Source organism: Spirulina sp. CCNP1310 (genome assembly GCF_034932185.1).
Taxonomy (GTDB): domain Bacteria; phylum Cyanobacteriota; class Cyanobacteriia; order Cyanobacteriales; family Spirulinaceae; genus Spirulina.
This window is the reverse complement of record NZ_JAYGHW010000106.1, coordinates 1-17,427: the sequence shown is the minus strand read 5'-3', so window position 1 is coordinate 17,427 and position 17,427 is coordinate 1. Positions and strand designations below refer to the sequence as shown.

Genomic DNA, 17,427 nt, shown 5'->3' with positions numbered 1-17,427 from the left:
AGCCTGAACCCTCAACAGATTCAACGGATTCAACCAATTCAGACGCTCCAGACCTGGCCGATGCCACCGATGATCCAGAATCTCCCGTCCCGAAGCCCGATCCCTATCCCACCATTCCAGAGCCACCGTTAACGCCCTAGCCCGAATCATTGCAGCAAAATCGGGAGTAGAGGCATTGGCTATAATTGAGAACAGATGTTAGAGCTTCAGTATTTTTTATGTCTCAACAGTCCACCGATGCCCCCCACAACCAGCATCTGCCCTCAACGCTGCGGACAGAATTGGGATTGAAGGGGAAAGATCATGAGGACGGGCGGGAGATAGATATGGTGGGGAATGCAATGCTGATCGAGAGGATTTATCAATGCCTTAATACAACGCCTAGAAAGCTTGCTGATTTTTGTGAGAAATGGCAAATTCAAGAACTGGCCCTCTTTGGTTCGGTTTTGCGAGACGACTTTCGGCAGGGAGGTGAAGATCCGAGCGATATTGATATCCTTTATACTTATAGGCCACAGGCACGATATGGATTTGAAGTTTTTGAAATGAAAGAGGAGTTAGAGGTTTTATTCGGGCGAAAAGTAGATTTTGTGAGTAAAAATGCCGTTAAAAAGAGTCGTAATTGGTTGCGGCGTAAAACCATTCTTCAATCAGCACAGGTGATTTATGCAAAGAGATCAGCAATCCCCCATTGATACAGCTTTTACCGATAATATCCCGCACAGTCTGCTGCTGAAGGGGCGAACTGAAATCCGCATTACGAGCGATCACCCCGCCCTAGCGATCACCCCGCCCTAGTGAAACTTTCAAGTTGAGGAATAAGTAGCAAGTGCTTGACACATCCCCCTTGTAGTGAGTTATAGTTCTAATTAAACCTGAATCTTGTAAAATCAATCAGCTACAAATACAAAAAAGATATGCAAGAAATAATCAAAGTATTCACATCTGATTATGACGAAGTAATTGACAGCTATGTTTCTATGGGAAAAACTACTTATAATCTTGCTTTAGAAAAATTATACCCATTGATTAATAGATTTGAAGCTCAACGTAAGCTTCAAGATAAAAAATTCTATAAGCGGCTACAGGCAGACCTAGTTGAGGGATGTATTATGCCTCCGATAACAGTCGCATTTATTGATAAAGAACGAACTGATCTTTCGGATAAAAAAGATTTTGAACGATATGTCAATAGTAATATTGACTATGGATATATTCTAGATGGTATGCAACGTTTAAACACATTGAAATCTGCATTTGAAATTGATAAAATCGAAAGTAACAGAGTGCTTTATGTAAATATTATAGTGGCTACAAATCAAGATAAGCTTTTATATAGAATGATAACGCTAAATAATGGACAAAAACCTATGACTCCTCGGCATCAAATAGAAATATTAACGGCTAAAATGTTCGACTTTAGTAGACTTGAGTATATTTCAGTGCAAACAGAAAAAGAGCGGGCAAATAGGGTTATAAGAGGAGCATTTAATCTTGAAGATATATCCAGAGGATATCTAGCATTTTTGACTAATAATGTAAATAATGAAAACAATAAGATAATCGATGAAAAAATGGATGAAATTCTTGTTAATCGAGTGCTCGATGCTAGAAATAGAGAGAGCCAACTGAAGTTTGATGATGTTATTGACTTGGTAGATAAATTTAGTATTGAACCATATTGCAAGCGTTGGTTTGAAACCAATAACAACTTAATTGGTTTTTGTGTCGGTATTAAGGAATCCTATGATGACTTAAAAAATGTTGATCCAATAGATTTCTCTAATTCACTAAGATTATTTGAAGAAGGCTTTCATGCGATCAATCCTTCTAAAGTCAATCTAGGGAAATACAGAAGGCAGCTTTCTTGTGAATTCATTAAAAGCTACGCTAGACTTTTAGAAAAAGATGGACATGATCTTGCAGAGTATTTTATGGAGTTTACATCATAAATGGTTTCAGATGTTTCAGACTTTCCTTTCTCATACTCAGAATGCCTAGCACCTACAACATTATCTAGAATTCCAGAGAAACTTAAAATTAATGGAAGCCATGATCCAGAAATACTTTTGATTATTCGTCTTCTTAGTGGAGCCATAACACTAGAGCATAAATATTCATTGGTGAAAATACTTCAAAAAGAAAATTACTTTTTAGCTAACTTTCAAGGATATGCCCAATATTGGGATAGAGATTTTCCTAAGCTAATTGGTGAAAACTATAGTGCAGAACAGCTTTCACATTTTGTGGATTCTCAAAGGTTTATTAATCGGTCATTTTATAAAAATATTCTTAGTGAGCTATCATACTTTTTTTATTATCAAAAAAAACAAGCACATTCAAGCGCATTCATTTTCTTATACAGAGCACTAGAGCATATTTCGTATGCATTACCTCTTATTTATGTGTCCAAAACAGACGATTTTAAATCGACATTTGATTCTTTAAAAAGACTAATGATAAAAAATCCTGGTGAACTGGGTTTCTTTAAAAAATTTATAGACACAGTATATCAAAATGATTCAATTCGTGAATCATCTGTCGATTTCGATATCTCATTAACTACTGAAATTGAGCAAAGAAATATGTTTAATCTATTATACGGATTATGTAAACCAGCAATCATTGCAGACTCAACTGAAGATCCCAGGAAGCTTTCTATAAAATATACAGAAGTTGGTTGTTTTTTGATTACAATCAGAAATCGTTTTTTTCACTACACGAATGGCCAAGATAATATAGAATCATCTAACATTGCGGATATTGACGTTCTCTTTTCCCTGACCAACAAAAAATTTTTATATTGGATTTCCACTATCTTCCTAGCAGTTATATCACACAATGCAATTCAATTTGAAAATATCACTACACAGATCGCACAACAACAAAATCGAACTCAGTAATCTGATGCTAGACTTCTGATCACCCACGGGAGCAAACCCTCAGAACGAGTTTGCTCCCATTGCTGGCTTTACTGTGAGGCAACTCCATTAAGGGCGGGTTCTTTCGGCCCAGACGCGGGTGGGTAGACCCCAGATGTAGATGAAGCCTTCCGCTGCTTTGTGGTCGAATTGATCCTCGTCGGTGTAGGTGGCCAGATCGGGGGAGTAGATGGAGAGATCCGAACGACGGCCGACGACGCTAGCACTACCTTTAAAGAGCTTGACCCGGACTACACCCGTCACCCGCGCCTGGGTTTGTTGGATGAAGGCATCGAGGGCGGTTTTGAGGGGGCTATACCAGAGACCTTGATAGATCAGATTGGTGTAGGTTTGCTCGATAGTGTGTTTGTATTGGGTGACATCCGCCGTCAACGTTAGACTTTCGAGATCGCGGTGGGCTTGGACGAGGACGAGAAGGGCGGGGGCTTCGTAGATTTCCCGTGACTTGATCCCTACTACCCGGTTTTCAATCATGTCAATGCGGCCAATGCCCTGATTGCCCACCCGCTCATTCAGTTCCGTGATCAGTTCCACGGGGCCCAAAGCGCGACCGTCAAGACTGACGGGTAAACCTTGCTCAAAGCCAATTTCTACATAGTCCGGCTCGTTGGGGGTGTCGGCGATCGCCTTCGTCATCACAAACACCTCCTCCGGGGCTTCCGTCATCGGATCTTCCAAGGGGCCCGCCTCAATACTGCGGCCCAAGAGGTTGCGGTCAATACTAAAGGGGGAAGATTTTTTCACCGGGGAAGGAATGCCGAATTTTTCCCCGTAGGCGATGGTGGCTTCTCGGCTCATGCCCCATTCCCGCGCCGGAGCCAGGACTTTTAATTTCGGATTCAGGGCCACAATCCCCACATCAAAGCGCACTTGGTCGTTACCCTTGCCGGTGCAACCATGGGCCACAGCATCCGCACCGTATTTTTCCGCCGCTTCAACGAGCATTTTAGCAATCAGGGGCCGTGCTAGGGCGGTGGAGAGGGGATAGCGGGCCTCGTAGAGGGCATTGGCTTGGATGGCGGGAAAGGCAAAATTGCGGACAAATTCTTCTTTGCCGTCCACCACGAGGGATTCAATGGCCCCAGAATCTAAGGCTTTTTGTTGAATGGGGCCCAGTTCATCCCCTTGGCCGAGGTCAGCGGCTAGGGCAATCACTTCTTTGACCCCCCACTCTTCTTTGAGGTATGGAATACAAACGGAGGTGTCAACCCCCCCAGAATAGGCAAGTACAACTCTATCGGCGCGACCCATGATTGTTCCCCCATGAGGATTTGATCAGAGGGTCATTTTACGCAAGGGGGATGGTAAAAGTCAAAAGCGATGGTCAGGGATCGCTCACCCTTGGGGTTTTGGGGGTTTTTAAGACGGTGGGGATTTGTTGGATGATGGTGTGGGCGATCGCCTCTGGTGCATCCTCTGGCCCCGGTTGAATATGGAGATCAGCCTGAGCATAGCGATCGCGCCGTTCGTTGTACAGGGCCGTTAACTGGGAAAGGCGATCAACGGGGTTGAGCAAAGGGCGCGTAGCATCCTCCACCGCCGCCAACCGTTGGGCAATTACCGCCACAGGGGTATCCAGCCACACCACTAACCCCTGTTGGAGATAACTCCAATTTTTTGGCGCTAAGACAATCCCCCCCCCAGTGGCAATCACACTTTGGGTATAGGCGCAAAGTTGCTCTAACACTTGGCTTTCTAGCTCCCGAAAGGCCGGCTCACCGGCTTCGGTAAAAATATCCGCAATACTTTGGCCCGCAACAGTTTCAACGAGGCGATCGCTATCAAAAAAACGATACTGGAGGGACTGGGCCAGCGCTTTACCCACCGTACTTTTTCCCGTCCCCATTAACCCCACGAGAAACACACTCACTCCCTGTAACATCCCTTAATGCTCTTGATACGAAATGAATTAAACAACTTGTGGCTTGATTGCGGGATGTATCACCCTTGATACAAACCCCACAAGGGGAGAGACAATCCGCTAGGGTAAAACAGAGGGGCAAAAAATCTAAAGAAAACATTAAATTTTGTGACCATTTTAGCCTCTTTGCCCCCAATGCCTATGGCATAATACCCCCATCGCATGAGATTGGTAGGTCTTTTATGACTCCTGTAATGCTACGTCAAATCTGGTCTTTGGTTGAAGATGCCCAGGCCACCATGATCCTGAACCAAGATGATCCCAGCTTGGTGGAATGGCTCCTCAATCAACTCCGTGAACAGCGATCGCTCGCCAACGAAGAAGTGGAAATTATCAGCCACTACCTCCGGGCCCGCACCCCCCTGATTCGAGAAATTGCCGCCACCCATTAAAACATTCTTCCTTCTCCTTTGGGCCTATCCCCTCCGCAACAGCAAGGGGGGCGATCGCCCGCAAAAAGCCCCACCAAACTCCATTCACATCAGGGGCTAACCGAGAAGGCCATGGTCTTTTGTAGCGAAATACACACCGCAATTGCACAGAATAACCAAGTGTGTATACTGATTAGCTAAATTCAATTCCTTCGTGGTGTGACGCTTATGACTGCCCTGAAAAAATTCAACGGCCTCGGTTTATCCCTCCTACTCATGGGTAGCCTCGCTGCCTGTGCCACCCCCCCCGCCAATGATACCGCCACCCCCGGCGAAGAGGGCGCTCCCGCCGCCACCAGCAGCCGCCTCGATACCGTAAAAGAGCGCGGCACATTAGTTTGTGGCGTTGATGGCGGGATTCCCGGTTTTAGTTTTGTAGATGAATTAGGTAACTATTCCGGCCTCGATGTTGATATTTGTAAAGCCGTCGCTGCCGCCGTTTTAGGCGATGCCGATGCCGTCGAATACCGTCGCCTAGACTCCACCGAGCGCTTCACCGCCCTAGCCGGTGGCGAAGTCGATATGCTTTCGCGGAACACCACCTGGACTTTAAGCCGTGACACCTCCGTCGGCTTAGAATTTGCCCCCACCACCTTTTATGATGGTCAAGGCGTAATGGTGCGGGCCGATAGCGGCATCACCACCCTAGAAGATTTCGCCGGTAAATCCATCTGCGTTGAATCCGGAACCACCACCGAACTCAACATCACCGATGGGATGCGCAAAGCCGGTGTTGACCCAGAAGTGAAAACCTTCCAACAGGCAGATCCTGCCTATGCTGCCTATGATGATGAACTCTGCGACGGCTTCACCTCCGATAAATCCCAACTCCTCGCCCGACGCACCACCCTCTCCACCCCAGAAGATCACATCATCCTAGACATCACCCTCTCTAAAGAACCCCTCGGCCCCACCACCATTAACAACGACTCCGCTTGGTTTGATGTGGTCAAATGGGTGACATACGGCCTCATCGAAGCCGAAGAATTAGGCATCACCTCCGAAAATGTCACAGAAATGCTTGAAAGTGAAGATCCCAACATCCGTCGTTTCTTAGGCGTTGAAGGGGAATTAGGTTCCGGTGCAGGGCTAGAAGATGACTTTATGGTGAAAGTCATTGAAGCGGTCGGAAACTATAGCGAAATTTATGATCGTAACCTCGGAGCAGATTCCGAATTTAAACTGGAGCGCGGTCTTAACGCCCTCTGGAAAGATGGTGGCCTGCTCTACGCACCGCCTTTCCGTTAACACCTTAATCACCCCCTTCGTAGTGCGGACTTCAGTCCGCGCCTAAGGTGACAACCGTCGCAAACGCAGAATCCCCCCAAGCATGGGTTAATCTGTAAAATTGGACAGGCATTGTCTCGCCTTCTTCCTGCTTAATCCTTTCCCAGGTTAGTCATGACCAACCCTTCTGAGCATCAAATCCCCCTTTGGCGCGATGATCGCTTCTGGAAAATTCCCTACAAATTTTAGCGGTGATCGCTGTTGTGTCTGTGGGTTGGTTGCTGATTTATAATCTCAGCGCCAATATGCAGCGGGCGGGATTACGGTTTGGGTTTGATTTTTTAGGCAACCAGGCCTCTTTCTCAATCCTGGATAGTGTGGCCCCCTACGATGTCAACCGCACCTCCTACCGCAGTTTTTTCCCCTATGTTTCCACCGATAGCTATGGCCGGGTTTTGCAGGCAGGTTTGATCAATACCCTGGTGATGATGATTTCGGGGATTGTTCTTACAACAATTGTGGGAACAGTTGTGGGAATTTTACAATTTTCTGATAACTGGTTACTGCGCAAAGGTAGCCAACTTTATATTGAAATAATCCGTAATACGCCTTTATTGTTGCAACTATTTTTCTGGTATTCGGCGGTTTTTTCCCAATTGCCGAGGTCTGAAGATCGGCTTAATTTTTTCGGCATCCTCTATGCCAGTAAGCGGGGTCTATTTATGATTTGGCCCACGAATACGCCGTTACTGTGGATCAGTTTAGGGTTATTGGTGGTAGGCAAGATCGGCTTTTTGATGCTGTGGAAAAGGCGCACATTTGTGATGGTGGAACAAGGCCAGTCCGGCCAGCCGCAATTGTATGGTTTGGGCATTTTAGCGATGGTTTTGCTGCTGATTTTCTGTTTCGGTTTGGGGTGGAAAGTGCCGGAAGAGATTGAGCCGGGAACATTCCAGCAGGGGTTACGGTTATCGTTGGAATTTTCGGCGTTATTGGTGGGTTTGGTGCTCTATACGGCGGCCTTTATTGCGGAGATTGTGCGGGCGGGAATTCAGTCGGTGGCTCAGGGACAATGGGAAGCGGCGCGGGCCTTGGGGCTACATTCTAATTTAACGATGCGGCTGGTGGTGTTTCCTCAAGCCTTGCGGGTGATTATTCCGCCGTTAAATAGTCAGTATCAAAACTTGGCGAAGAATTCCAGTTTAGGGGCGGCGATCGCCTATGCTGAACTTTACAACGTCGCCAACACCACCTATAACCAATCCGGTCGCCCCATCGATGTAATGATCATCATCGCGATTACCTATCTTTCGATTAATATGCTCATTTCCTTTGGGATGAACACCCTTAACCGCCTTGTCCAAATCAAAGAGCGTTAAAGCCAACAACGGGCCAGGAGGAGCATGATGAAAATTCTGATGATCTCTGCCCCCTTTCCCTATCCTCCCAGTCAGGGCGGCACACAAGTTCGTACCTTTAATCTGCTTAAACAATTAAGTCAGGATCATGCCATTACCCTCGTTACTCAACGCAGCGGCCATGTCACCGATGCAGATATTGCCCAACTGCGGGAATATGTAGCGGAGTTGCAGGTATTCCCCCCACCCTCGCCCCCCTTGGGTGGGAAATGGCGCAAAGGGTGGCGGTTTGGCCAGGCTTGGCTTACGGGCGTGCCTGCCCATATTCGTAGCCAAATTTGCCCACAGATGCGGGCTTGGGTGGCAGCGCAGGCCCCCCGATTTACGGTGATCACCGCTGAACATACGGTGAATGAGGTTTATTTGGAACCCCAATGGCGCGATCGCGCTCAGGTCGTGGCCAATCTCCACAGTTCCTTATCGGCAACAGTTGAGCAAATGCTAGCAGCGGGAACCAGTGATCAGGGGAGGCGCGATCGCCTCAATCTCCCCCTCCTCCGTCGCTATGAACAGGGCTACTGTGGCAAATTTTCCCATTTGGTCGTCACCACCCCAGAGGATCGCGCCCAATTCCAACGCCTCAGCCCCAATACACCGATCACCGTCATTCCCAATGGTGTTGATCTTGACCTTTTCCCGATGCGCACCGTTGATCCGGGGGGGGCGCAATTGATGTTTATGGGGGCTATGGATAATCAGCCCAATATCGACGCGGCCCAATTCCTCTGCCGGGAAATTCTGCCCCCCCTGCGGGCAATTATGCCAGATGTGACTGTGGCGTTAGTGGGGGCAAGGCCGGGGCCAGCGGTGCAGGCTTTGGGGGCATTGCCGGGGGTGACGGTGTGGGGGAAAGTGGCGGTGATGGTGGAGGCTCTCCATGAGGCTACCCTTTGTGTAATTCCGATGCGTAGTGGGTTTGGGATTAAAAATAAAACCCTGGAGGCGTTGGCCGCAGGTGTGCCGGTGGTGGGGAGCGATCGCGCCCTTGAAGGTTTAACCATTGACCCCCAAGGGGCAATCCGGGCCAATACCGTTGGGGAATTTGTCGCCGCGATTGCAGGGCTGTTAAGGAGTCCTGAGCAACGCCAGGCCTTGGCCCAAGCGGGACGACAATATATTGAAACCCATTTCACCTGGCAGGCAGCAGCGGCCCGCTATGCCACGGTTTTGGCGGGTGCTATGCCCCCAGAATTGTGATGGAATCGGTTGAAAAATCAATGGGTGTAGGGCGAAAAATTGTTCGCCCCTCCCCAGTCGCTCACCCCTTGGCCCACAATTGCCGCAGACCTCGCTAGAATGGGGTTTAGCTGGGCCATTGCCCGACAACAGGAAATTGATTGTTCAACGGAGAGCCGCTATGACCCAAGGAACCCAAACCATGCAACGGGGAATCCTCCTCACCGAAACCGCCCTCAAACACTTGCAACTCCTGCGGGAGCAACAGGGGAAAGACCTTTGCTTGCGGGTGGGGGTGCGCAATGGGGGATGCTCTGGGATGTCCTACGCTATGGATTTTGAAGAGATCAGCAATGCTCGCCCCGATGATGAAGTCTACGATTACGATGGCTTTAAAATCATCTGCGACCCCAAAAGCCTCCTTTACCTCTATGGCTTGGTTTTGGACTACAGCAACGCCCTGATCGGCGGTGGCTTCCAATTCACGAACCCCAATGCGAACCAAACCTGTGGCTGTGGGAAATCTTTCGGGGTCTAGATCAAAATCGGCAGACCTTGTACAGTGGGGCGATCGCCTCTAAAGTATTTTCTGCCCAATTTGTTCAAATCCTAGGAATTATGACCGATTCTGTTGCTGCCCTCTATGAAAGCGGACTAGAGCGCTACCAAGCGGGGGAAAGTCCCGAAACGCTCATTCCTGTGTTTCGGGAAGTGTGCGATCGCGCCCGCAAAAACGCCGCCGCTTGGTCTAGTCTCGCCTGGCTCTATCTCCTTTGCGACAAGCCCGCCGCCGCCCTCAAAGCCGCTCAAAAAGGGGTCAAGCTCGATCCCAAGGCCCCCCAAGTCCGGATCAACCTCGCCCTCGCCATGCTCGATGCCGGTCAAGCCGGTGTGCGCAGCCACATCGAAGCCGCCCAAGACATGATGGCCCTCAGTGAGGAAATTCGTCAGGATGTCCTCGAAAACATTGAGGATGGCCTGACCCGTAAACCCGACTGGAAATCCCTCCAACGGGTGAAGCAATGGCTCGCCTCCTAACCCCCTCGCCCCTGGCCCCATGACCGCCAAAATTCCCCTGCGGGGCCTCCAAGCCCCCCAATTTCGTCATCCCCTCGATCAAGAAGCCACCCAAGCCTTGCAAACTTTACCGGGCTTGGATGTGGTGATTCGTTCCCTCCTCAGTCCTGTGGCCGAGGAGTTTTTCTTTATCAACAACATTGCCGCCAGTGTCCAGGTGGGGCCGAACCAACTGCCGGAACTCTACGATTTGCTCCTGGAGGCCTGCGCGGTCTTGGATCTCGAAGTGCCGGAACTTTATGTCCAGCAAAACCCGGCCCCCAATGCCTACACCTTGGCGATGCGGGGAGAGCGGCCTTTTATTGTCCTCCATACCTCCCTGATTGAATTGCTCACTTGGGAAGAGGTGCAGGCGGTAATTGCCCATGAGTTGGGCCATTTGAAATGTGAGCATGGGGTTTATTTAACGTTGGCCAATTTGATGGTATTGGCGACGAATTTGCTACCCGGTTGGGGGGCGTTGTTGACCCAAGCGTTGCAGGATCAATTGTTAACTTGGGTGCGATGTGCAGAATTCAGTTGCGATCGCGCCGCCCTGTTAGCGGCTCAAAATCCTGATGTGGTGATGTCGGTGTTAATGAAACTTTCGGGGGGATCGCCTCGGTTAGCCCCCCTGTTAAATTTGGAGGCTTTTGTGGCTCAGGCCCAGTCCTACGATGCGATCGCCCAGCGGGATCTGGGTAATCTCCTCCGCCAAGCCCAAGTTCAGCAACGCACCCATCCTTTCCCCGTCCTGCGAGCGCGGGAAATCCAACGGTGGGCCAAATCCCCTGATTATCAGCAATTGCTCGAACGCTATGAGCAAGTTCAAACAGGCAAAAATCAAGGCAAATGGCGCAATTGGTAGCCCCAGGGTCAAGACTACAAACGTTGAATGAAGGTTTGCATTTGCGCTTTAGTCCTAACGTGGATGGGTGGGGGGGCGAAAAGTTTTTCGCCCCTACTGACCATACCAATAGTTTTCGATTTGGGAGGCGATCGCCTCTCGCTGTTCCCATTGTTCCGCTGTTAAACAGACCGTGACATGGCCCAACTTACGCCCCGGCTGGGATGCGCCTTTACCATACCAGCGCACCACTGCGCCGGGAATTTGCGAGATCGCCTCCCGTTTTTGGCAATAATCCGACTCTGAAACCTCAAACCCCAATAAATTCACCATCACCGCCCCCCGATAGAGCCATTGGGGAGGGGGTAAGGGTTGACCCATCACTGCCCGCAATTGCATTTCAAATTGGGAAATATCGCAGGCTTCTAAACTGTAATGACCCGAATTATGGGTACGGGGGGCGATTTCATTCACCAACACCTGCTGATTTGCAGTTAAAAACAACTCAATGCCGAAAATGCCCACAGCATCCAAGGCGGTGATCAGGGTAGAGGCGATCGCCTCCACTTCCCCCACCACCGTTTCAGGAATCGCTGCCGGTGCAAACACCCGCCGACAGACCTGATCCACCTGCACCGTCTCTACCACTGGATAAAGCTGCACCTTCCCCCCGATGCCCCGCGCCACCATCACCGCTAACTCCCGCTCAAAGGGAATGAATTCCTCCACGAGCAGATCCGCTAACCGCCAACTGGGCCACAATTGCCGCAATTGTGCTTCATCTTTAACAATAAACGTCCCCCGGCCATCGTAGCCATGGCGACGGGCTTTGATCACGACGGGAAAGCCATAATCGGAGGCGATCGCCTCCACTGTCGTCAATGGCCCAAATTTCGGCGTTGGTAAACCCAAGCGGGCCAAAGTTTGCCGCTGTTCGTACTTATCCAAGAGGGGGCGTAAACTGGCCAAACTAGGGCGAAAACAAACCCCCCGATCCGCCAAAACTTGCAAACCCTCAAGATCGACAAATTCATTTTCAAACGTAATCACCGAGGCGCGATCGCTCAACTGTCTTGTGGCCTCCACATCCGCTACAGGGGCAAAAATCCCCTCATCTACTAAAGCCAGGGCGGGATCATCGGGGCTGGGGGTTTGGACAATTAAATCTAAATCCAGGCGTTCCGCTGCCATCGCCATCATCCAGGCCAACTGTCCGCCGCCAATGACCCCCACCGTCTGCGTTGGCACAGCCTCTCCATCGGAGAATCGCTCCCTCATCCTCTTTTTCCCCTATTCGTTGCATCCTTGCCTATCCTACACCCGACATCGATCCTCGTTACAATGGGGATTTTTGCCCTTGTTGCCCCATGACCGCATCTTCCCCCGCCAAGCCCGGCATCCTCTACGCCATTCTCGCCTATGCTTCCTGGGGACTCTTACCCGTCTATTGGAAATTGTTTCTCGGTGTTCCCGCCCTGGAGGTGTTGAGCCATCGGATTATTTGGTCAATGGTGTTTTTATTGAGCATTTTGGCATGGCAGCACCGTTTACCGGAATTGCAACCCGTGGGGCGATCGCCCCAACTCCTCAAGGCCCTACTCCTCACCTCCGCCCTCTTAGCGGTGAATTGGGGAATTTATATCTACGGCGTGAATAGCGATCGCATCGTCGAAACCAGTCTCGGCTACTATATCAACCCCCTCGTCACCGTCCTCTTAGGGATGATCGTTTTTAAAGAGCGGCTCAATGGCCAGCAATGGCTCGCCGTTGCCCTCGCCTTTGGGGGCGTTGCTCTGTTGGTGCTCAACTTAGGGCAAGTCCCTTGGATTGCCCTCGGCCTCGCCTTTTCCTTCGCCTTCTATGGTTTGGTGCGTAAACTGGTGGCCATTGGCCCCCTCGTCGGTTTAGCCGTCGAAACCATTGTCCTCGCCCCAATTTCCCTCCTCTTGGTGGGGTATTGGCAGGTAAGCGGTGTGGGCCATTGGGGGGAATCGCCCCTGCTCATTGCTGCGATGATCGGGGCCGGCGTGATCACCTCCATGCCCCTACTGTGGTTTAACACCGCCACGAAACAACTCCCCCTCTCCACCATGGGTTTCTTGCAATACATCGCCCCCAGTTTACAATTGCTCGTCGGCGTTTTCCTCTATGGCGAACCCTTCACCCTCACCCATGCCCTCACCTTTGGCTGTATTTGGGCCGGTTTAGCCCTTTATTCTGCATCCTTGCGTTCGGGCATTGCAGTGAGCAGTGAGGAGTGAGGAGTTGTAGGGTACGTCAGAGCGATTAATCTCTGATCTAAAAGAGCAGCGTCACGGCTGACGCACCATGGATTGAGCAACCTGCGGAATATCGGCTCAAAAGTCCCTCTCCCAAGTAGGGAGAGGGATTTAGGGTGAGGGTCTTCCCTGGGATGCGCCACAGCAAACCCACCCCAGAACCTTAGAAAAAGTCGTCCAAGTCCAGATGATCCAAGCGGATCACCACCTGTTCACCATTAGGGCGATTCACCACCATGACACGCTGGGGTTTTGGCCCCCGGAGAAAGTCCTTAATCGTCATTTTTTGATCTCGAAAATCCTGCACAAAGTCACGAATTTTAGTCATATTTTCCACTTCCATCTGAGCTTCCTGCTCCATTTGGGCAAACATATCTAATCCAACCTTTTGGGCTTGACGATAGGTTTTCACCATCTCCCCTTCATGGGTATCATTGCGGAGATGGCGTAATTCTTGCTTGATGCCCTCGTATTGATCCCGGAGCTTTTGATTTTCTCGTTTCAACTTAGCACAAACCTTTTCTAAATCATCACTATTTTCAAGGGTTTCTACCGTTTCATTAAGGGTCTGCTGCTCTAATTCTAATAACCGGGCAAAATCACCATCTTTGTAGGCCCGGTTAATTTCCTTCATGATTTCGGTGTTTTGGGCTTGGGTATCTTGATCGGAGGCGCGGTCGGGGTGGTAGATGGCGGCTAACCGCAGGAAGGTTTGGCGGATATCCCGTTGATTGGGGGCGGATTCGGCTGTTTCTGGGGAACTGGGGTGAGGGCCGCGATCGCCCTGGGCCTTCCTTTTCATCTCTTCAAAGAAGTCCGCAAAATCAGGGTCTTCCTCGTCATCCTCATCTTCTTCACCGGGAAGGGGGCGATCGCTAATCACATCTTGAAATTGCAAAGATAGGTAAAGGTCTTCAATCTTCCCCCGGCTTTGTTTGCCCAATTTACGCTTTGTTAAGATCTCATCAAACAATTGATGGATTTCCTCATCCAGGGTTTGCACCTGCTCCATAAACCCGGAACCCCGCCCCATCATTTCGGTGACAATCGTGCGCATTTGGGTCATGAAGTTATCCAGTTCGGTGCGTTTGCGGCGAATTTGCTTGAGGAGCCAATGGCGATCGCTCTGGAGTTTAGCGACTTGTGTATGGAGTTGCCCCAGGGCTAGGGCATTCGTGGCAGCGTTAGCGGATACAGTTTGCTTTGTTGGTTTGCGGCTTGGGCGTTTGGCCATAGTTGCCCCCTGGGGATTAAGTATTTGCCCATGGTATCAAATCCTCGGAATCCGTCCCCTAGGGGGTGACAAGACGATCAAAGCGGCGATCGCCCCCCTCAATGCGCACCACCACCGCCCCTTTAATCGGATCGCCACTGTTGGCAAACTCAATTTTTCCCGTCACGCCGTTATATTCGAGATCATTCGCGAGGTATTGGCGGATCCCTTGGGCATCGGTGGAGCCGGTAGAGGCGATCGCCTTTAAAATCAACTGGGCTGCATCATAGCCCAAGGCTGCGGCTGAGGTGGGGGAAGCGTCATAGGCGGCACGATAGGCTTCAATAAAGGCCTCAGAAGCAGGTGTATTTAAATCCAAAGCCCAATCCGTCGTATACAATGCCCCCGCCAAACTGGGATCACTGACATCCTTAAACCCACTCCAGGCATCCCCACCAATCAGCACCGCCTCAATCCCCAACGCCCGCGCCTGTTGTGCCTGAATCAGGACTTCAGCAGGATAGTTAGGGAGAAATAGCACCTCCGGCTCGGCAGCGGCAATGATGGCTAATTGCTCGCTGAAGTCCGTAGCCCCCGTTAGGTACGATTCAAAGGCAACAATTTCCCCGCCCCGGGCCTCAAACTCTTCCTGAAATAAATTTGCTAAATATTGATTGTAATTACTGGCAACATCAAACAGCACCGCTGCCCGTTTCAGACCCAATTCTTGCGCCGCCAAGGTGGCGAGAACTTGTCCTTGGAAGGTATCGGTAAATGTGGCCCTGAAAATATACGCTTTATCCTGGGTTGTGGCCGGGTTCGTGGATTTTGAGCTAATCATCGGGACTTTGGCGTGCTCTGCCACATCCGCAACAGGAATGGCCATGCGGCTGAGGGGAACCCCCACCAAGGCGACAATATTTTCTTGATTGATCAACCGGTTAGCTTCGGCAACGGCGCGGTTCGGGTCGTCTTGATCATCGGCGGTGATTAACGTGATTTGGTGAGGGATATCGTCGAGGAGAATGCCACCGTTGGCATTGACTTGATCAATGGCCAATTGAATGCCCTCCACCGTGGGAATGCCGGAGGTTTGGGCCACATCGCCCGTCAGGGGAACGATCGCCCCAATCGCAATGGTTGGGGGACTAGCGGCACGACAGCCAACAATGATCACCAGAGTGATGAGGGCAAGGGTGAACCGTTGCCAAAATTGACGCGCTAGCCGTGCCATGAATCCCACCTCACAAAAATTGATGATCCCCTAGTTTAGGGGGATTGTTGCCCTCAGAAGAGTTTGCGGCTCAACCCAATCTTCACTGCATTTCACGCCGCCCCATCTGAATCGGGATGATCTGCGGGGGAATGTTCCGGTTTAAATCGCCCCTGACCCAGTTGGCGTTTGGCTTCGTTCCAGAGTTGATCCAGTTCGGGCAAACTGTAGGCGGTGAGGGGGCGATCGCCCACCTTTTCCATAATTTCCAGCCGTTGGATAAAACGCTGATTTGTGCCTTGGAGGGCGCGGCTGGGATCAAGGCCCTGCCAGCGGGCAATTTGGATCAAGGCAAAGAGCAGATCCCCCAATTCCGCTTCCTGTTCAGCGGTGTTTTTATGGGCGATCGCCTCTTTTAATTCCCCCCATTCCTCCTCAACCTTGCCCCACACATCCTCTAAGGTTTCCCATTCAAACCCCAAGGCCGCCGCCTTACGGGAAATTTTCAAGCTGGCCATTAATGGCGGGAGCGTCTGGGCATAGCGGCGAAATTGGCCGCTAATGGATTCGGGAATATTGCCCTTTTCCGCCGCCTTAATCGCCTCCCAATGGGCCCGCACTTCCCCCACGGTGGTTGCAGTTTCCTCCCCAAATACATGGGGATGACGGCGGATCAATTTGGTGGTGATCCCCTCGGCAATGGTTGCCAAATTGAAATGCTCAAACTCCGAGGCAATTTGCGCCTGTAAAATCACCTGTAATAACAGATCCCCCAACTCTTCGCAGATATCCGCCTCGGTTCCCGTTTGCAATGCCGCGACGGTTTCGTAGGCTTCCTCAATGATGTAGGGGATCAACGTTTGGGGGGTTTGGGCCAAATCCCAGGGACAACCGCCTTGGGGCGATCGCAGTTGGGCAACCACATCAATTAAGCGTTGGAGGGCGGCAAGGGTGGGGTTTAACATGGGTAGGCGCGGAGATTTTCCTTGATCAGCAATGCAACCGTTACATCTTCGCTTCCAAAGATTTGAGATATTCCGTATTCACCCCCGATTCACGGGTGAGGGCGATTTTGCCGGTGCGGGCAATTTCGCGGATGCCAAACTTGTTGAGCATTTGAATCAAGGCCACCAACTTACCCGGATCCCCCACCACCTCAATCGTTAACGTATCTTCGGCAATATCGACAATCCGCGCCCGGAAAACTTGGGTGAGTTCGATCACCTCTGCCCGATTTGAGGCGGAGGCATTGACCTTCACCAGCATCAATTCCCGCTCAACGCAGGGGGTTTGGGTGATGTCCTGCACCTTGAGGACGTTGATCAGTTTGTAAAGCTGTTTCGTCAGTTGTTCGATGATTTGGTCATCCCCCGGTACAACCATCGTGATCCGGGAAATGCCCATCTGTTCAGCAGGGCCGACAGCTAGACTTTCAATATTGAAGCCCCGTCGGGCAAATAGCCCCGCAATCCGGGTTAACACGCCTGCTTCATCTTCTGCCAGAACGGATAATGTGTGTTTCATCGCCAACTTTCATGCCATAGGAAGATCTATTTTAACCCAGAAGCCTACCAATCTGAGCGAGGGCGGGGCAGGGGTTGTTCCCAATCATCGGTCGGGGGAGGTTGCCAACGGGGGAGGGGTTCGGGGTGGGATTCAAGACTGGCTCGGTGTTCGAGGGGGGGCTGTTACCAAGGGGGGAGG

The 17,427-nt window shown here is 50.6% G+C and carries 18 protein-coding genes; 11 read left to right on the top strand and 7 right to left on the bottom strand.

The window, feature by feature from the left end:
• The first annotated feature begins 218 nt into the window (after positions 1-218).
• The 3 genes from VB712_RS20045 (at position 219) to VB712_RS20035 (ending at position 2,903) form a co-directional block, all read left to right on the top strand.
• Positions 219-695: a nucleotidyltransferase family protein gene (locus VB712_RS20045; RefSeq protein WP_323258067.1), complete on the top strand. Its 477-nt coding sequence runs from the start codon at positions 219-221 to the stop codon at positions 693-695.
• A 222-nt stretch (positions 696-917) separates the two neighbouring features.
• Positions 918-1,952, top strand: a complete 1,035-nt coding sequence (locus VB712_RS20040; protein WP_323258065.1) for a hypothetical protein — start codon at positions 918-920, stop codon at positions 1,950-1,952.
• Positions 1,953-2,903, top strand: a complete 951-nt coding sequence (locus VB712_RS20035; protein WP_323258062.1) for a hypothetical protein — start codon at positions 1,953-1,955, stop codon at positions 2,901-2,903. It begins immediately after the preceding gene.
• 87 nt (positions 2,904-2,990) lie between these two features.
• On the opposite strand, the gene VB712_RS20030 is transcribed toward VB712_RS20035, so the two are convergent.
• Positions 2,991-4,193 carry an argininosuccinate synthase gene (locus VB712_RS20030; RefSeq protein WP_323258060.1) on the bottom strand — a complete coding sequence of 401 codons (1,203 nt, stop codon included), beginning with the start codon at positions 4,191-4,193 and terminating at the stop codon, positions 2,991-2,993.
• A gap of 73 nt (positions 4,194-4,266) precedes the next feature.
• Positions 4,267-4,824 carry a shikimate kinase gene (locus tag VB712_RS20025; protein WP_323258058.1) on the bottom strand — a complete coding sequence of 186 codons (558 nt, stop codon included), beginning with the start codon at positions 4,822-4,824 and terminating at the stop codon, positions 4,267-4,269.
• Positions 4,825-5,057: 233 nt separating this feature from the next.
• Here VB712_RS20025 and VB712_RS20020 point away from each other — a divergent pair, with 233 nt between their 5' ends.
• The 7 genes from VB712_RS20020 to VB712_RS19990 all read left to right on the top strand — a co-directional run bounded on the left by VB712_RS20020 (position 5,058) and on the right by VB712_RS19990 (position 11,039).
• Positions 5,058-5,255 carry a hypothetical protein gene (locus VB712_RS20020; protein ID WP_323258057.1) on the top strand — a complete coding sequence of 66 codons (198 nt, stop codon included), beginning with the start codon at positions 5,058-5,060 and terminating at the stop codon, positions 5,253-5,255.
• Between the two features lie 207 nt (positions 5,256-5,462).
• The gene (locus tag VB712_RS20015; protein ID WP_323258055.1) at positions 5,463-6,542 is read left to right on the top strand and encodes an amino acid ABC transporter substrate-binding protein; all 1,080 of its coding nucleotides are present in this window, start codon (positions 5,463-5,465) and stop codon (positions 6,540-6,542) included.
• Positions 6,543-6,772: 230 nt separating this feature from the next.
• Positions 6,773-7,900: an ABC transporter permease subunit gene (locus VB712_RS20010; protein ID WP_323258053.1), complete on the top strand. Its 1,128-nt coding sequence runs from the start codon at positions 6,773-6,775 to the stop codon at positions 7,898-7,900.
• A gap of 27 nt (positions 7,901-7,927) precedes the next feature.
• Positions 7,928-9,136: a glycosyltransferase family 4 protein gene (locus VB712_RS20005; RefSeq protein WP_323258051.1), complete on the top strand. Its 1,209-nt coding sequence runs from the start codon at positions 7,928-7,930 to the stop codon at positions 9,134-9,136.
• Positions 9,137-9,296: 160 nt separating this feature from the next.
• A complete protein-coding gene (locus VB712_RS20000; RefSeq protein WP_323258048.1) occupies positions 9,297-9,653 on the top strand; it encodes an iron-sulfur cluster assembly accessory protein in 357 nt (118 codons plus the stop codon).
• Between the two features lie 80 nt (positions 9,654-9,733).
• Positions 9,734-10,153 carry a hypothetical protein gene (locus VB712_RS19995; protein ID WP_323258046.1) on the top strand — a complete coding sequence of 140 codons (420 nt, stop codon included), beginning with the start codon at positions 9,734-9,736 and terminating at the stop codon, positions 10,151-10,153.
• 19 nt (positions 10,154-10,172) lie between these two features.
• Positions 10,173-11,039, top strand: a complete 867-nt coding sequence (locus VB712_RS19990) for a M48 family metallopeptidase (protein ID WP_323258044.1) — start codon at positions 10,173-10,175, stop codon at positions 11,037-11,039.
• Positions 11,040-11,132: 93 nt separating this feature from the next.
• On the opposite strand, the gene VB712_RS19985 is transcribed toward VB712_RS19990, so the two are convergent.
• Positions 11,133-12,296, bottom strand: coding sequence for a 5-(carboxyamino)imidazole ribonucleotide synthase (locus tag VB712_RS19985; RefSeq protein WP_323258042.1), 1,164 nt, complete (start codon positions 12,294-12,296; stop codon positions 11,133-11,135).
• An 89-nt stretch (positions 12,297-12,385) separates the two neighbouring features.
• Here VB712_RS19985 and rarD point away from each other — a divergent pair, with 89 nt between their 5' ends.
• Positions 12,386-13,279 (top strand): EamA family transporter RarD, encoded by an 894-nt coding sequence (rarD, locus tag VB712_RS19980; RefSeq protein ID WP_323258040.1) that lies wholly within the window; start codon positions 12,386-12,388, stop codon positions 13,277-13,279.
• 181 nt (positions 13,280-13,460) lie between these two features.
• Here the strand turns inward: rarD and VB712_RS19975 are convergent, their stop codons facing one another.
• The 4 genes from VB712_RS19975 to ilvN form a co-directional block, all read right to left on the bottom strand.
• Positions 13,461-14,531, bottom strand: coding sequence for a J domain-containing protein (locus VB712_RS19975; protein WP_323258038.1), 1,071 nt, complete (start codon positions 14,529-14,531; stop codon positions 13,461-13,463).
• A gap of 58 nt (positions 14,532-14,589) precedes the next feature.
• On the bottom strand, positions 14,590-15,744 hold the full coding sequence (locus VB712_RS19970; protein ID WP_323258036.1) for an ABC transporter substrate-binding protein: 1,155 nt from the start codon (positions 15,742-15,744) through the stop codon (positions 14,590-14,592).
• 92 nt (positions 15,745-15,836) lie between these two features.
• Entirely contained in the window at positions 15,837-16,688 is an 852-nt protein-coding gene (mazG, locus tag VB712_RS19965) for a nucleoside triphosphate pyrophosphohydrolase (RefSeq protein ID WP_323258034.1), read from the bottom strand.
• A gap of 40 nt (positions 16,689-16,728) precedes the next feature.
• Positions 16,729-17,247, bottom strand: coding sequence for an acetolactate synthase small subunit (gene ilvN / locus VB712_RS19960; protein WP_323258032.1), 519 nt, complete (start codon positions 17,245-17,247; stop codon positions 16,729-16,731).
• Between the last annotated feature and the right edge of the window lie 180 nt (positions 17,248-17,427).

Coding starts and splice junctions, on each gene's coding strand:
- VB712_RS20045 (WP_323258067.1), top strand. CDS start 219: ATGTCTCAACAGTCCACCGATGCCCCCCACAACCAGCATCTGCCCTCA.
- VB712_RS20040 (WP_323258065.1), top strand. CDS start 918: ATGCAAGAAATAATCAAAGTATTCACATCTGATTATGACGAAGTAATT.
- VB712_RS20035 (WP_323258062.1), top strand. CDS start 1,953: ATGGTTTCAGATGTTTCAGACTTTCCTTTCTCATACTCAGAATGCCTA.
- VB712_RS20030 (WP_323258060.1), bottom strand. CDS start 4,193: ATGGGTCGCGCCGATAGAGTTGTACTTGCCTATTCTGGGGGGGTTGAC.
- VB712_RS20025 (WP_323258058.1), bottom strand. CDS start 4,824: ATGTTACAGGGAGTGAGTGTGTTTCTCGTGGGGTTAATGGGGACGGGA.
- VB712_RS20020 (WP_323258057.1), top strand. CDS start 5,058: ATGCTACGTCAAATCTGGTCTTTGGTTGAAGATGCCCAGGCCACCATG.
- VB712_RS20015 (WP_323258055.1), top strand. CDS start 5,463: ATGACTGCCCTGAAAAAATTCAACGGCCTCGGTTTATCCCTCCTACTC.
- VB712_RS20005 (WP_323258051.1), top strand. CDS start 7,928: ATGAAAATTCTGATGATCTCTGCCCCCTTTCCCTATCCTCCCAGTCAG.
- VB712_RS20000 (WP_323258048.1), top strand. CDS start 9,297: ATGACCCAAGGAACCCAAACCATGCAACGGGGAATCCTCCTCACCGAA.
- VB712_RS19995 (WP_323258046.1), top strand. CDS start 9,734: ATGACCGATTCTGTTGCTGCCCTCTATGAAAGCGGACTAGAGCGCTAC.
- VB712_RS19990 (WP_323258044.1), top strand. CDS start 10,173: ATGACCGCCAAAATTCCCCTGCGGGGCCTCCAAGCCCCCCAATTTCGT.
- VB712_RS19985 (WP_323258042.1), bottom strand. CDS start 12,296: ATGAGGGAGCGATTCTCCGATGGAGAGGCTGTGCCAACGCAGACGGTG.
- rarD (WP_323258040.1), top strand. CDS start 12,386: ATGACCGCATCTTCCCCCGCCAAGCCCGGCATCCTCTACGCCATTCTC.
- VB712_RS19975 (WP_323258038.1), bottom strand. CDS start 14,531: ATGGCCAAACGCCCAAGCCGCAAACCAACAAAGCAAACTGTATCCGCT.
- VB712_RS19970 (WP_323258036.1), bottom strand. CDS start 15,744: ATGGCACGGCTAGCGCGTCAATTTTGGCAACGGTTCACCCTTGCCCTC.
- mazG (WP_323258034.1), bottom strand. CDS start 16,688: ATGTTAAACCCCACCCTTGCCGCCCTCCAACGCTTAATTGATGTGGTT.
- ilvN (WP_323258032.1), bottom strand. CDS start 17,247: ATGAAACACACATTATCCGTTCTGGCAGAAGATGAAGCAGGCGTGTTA.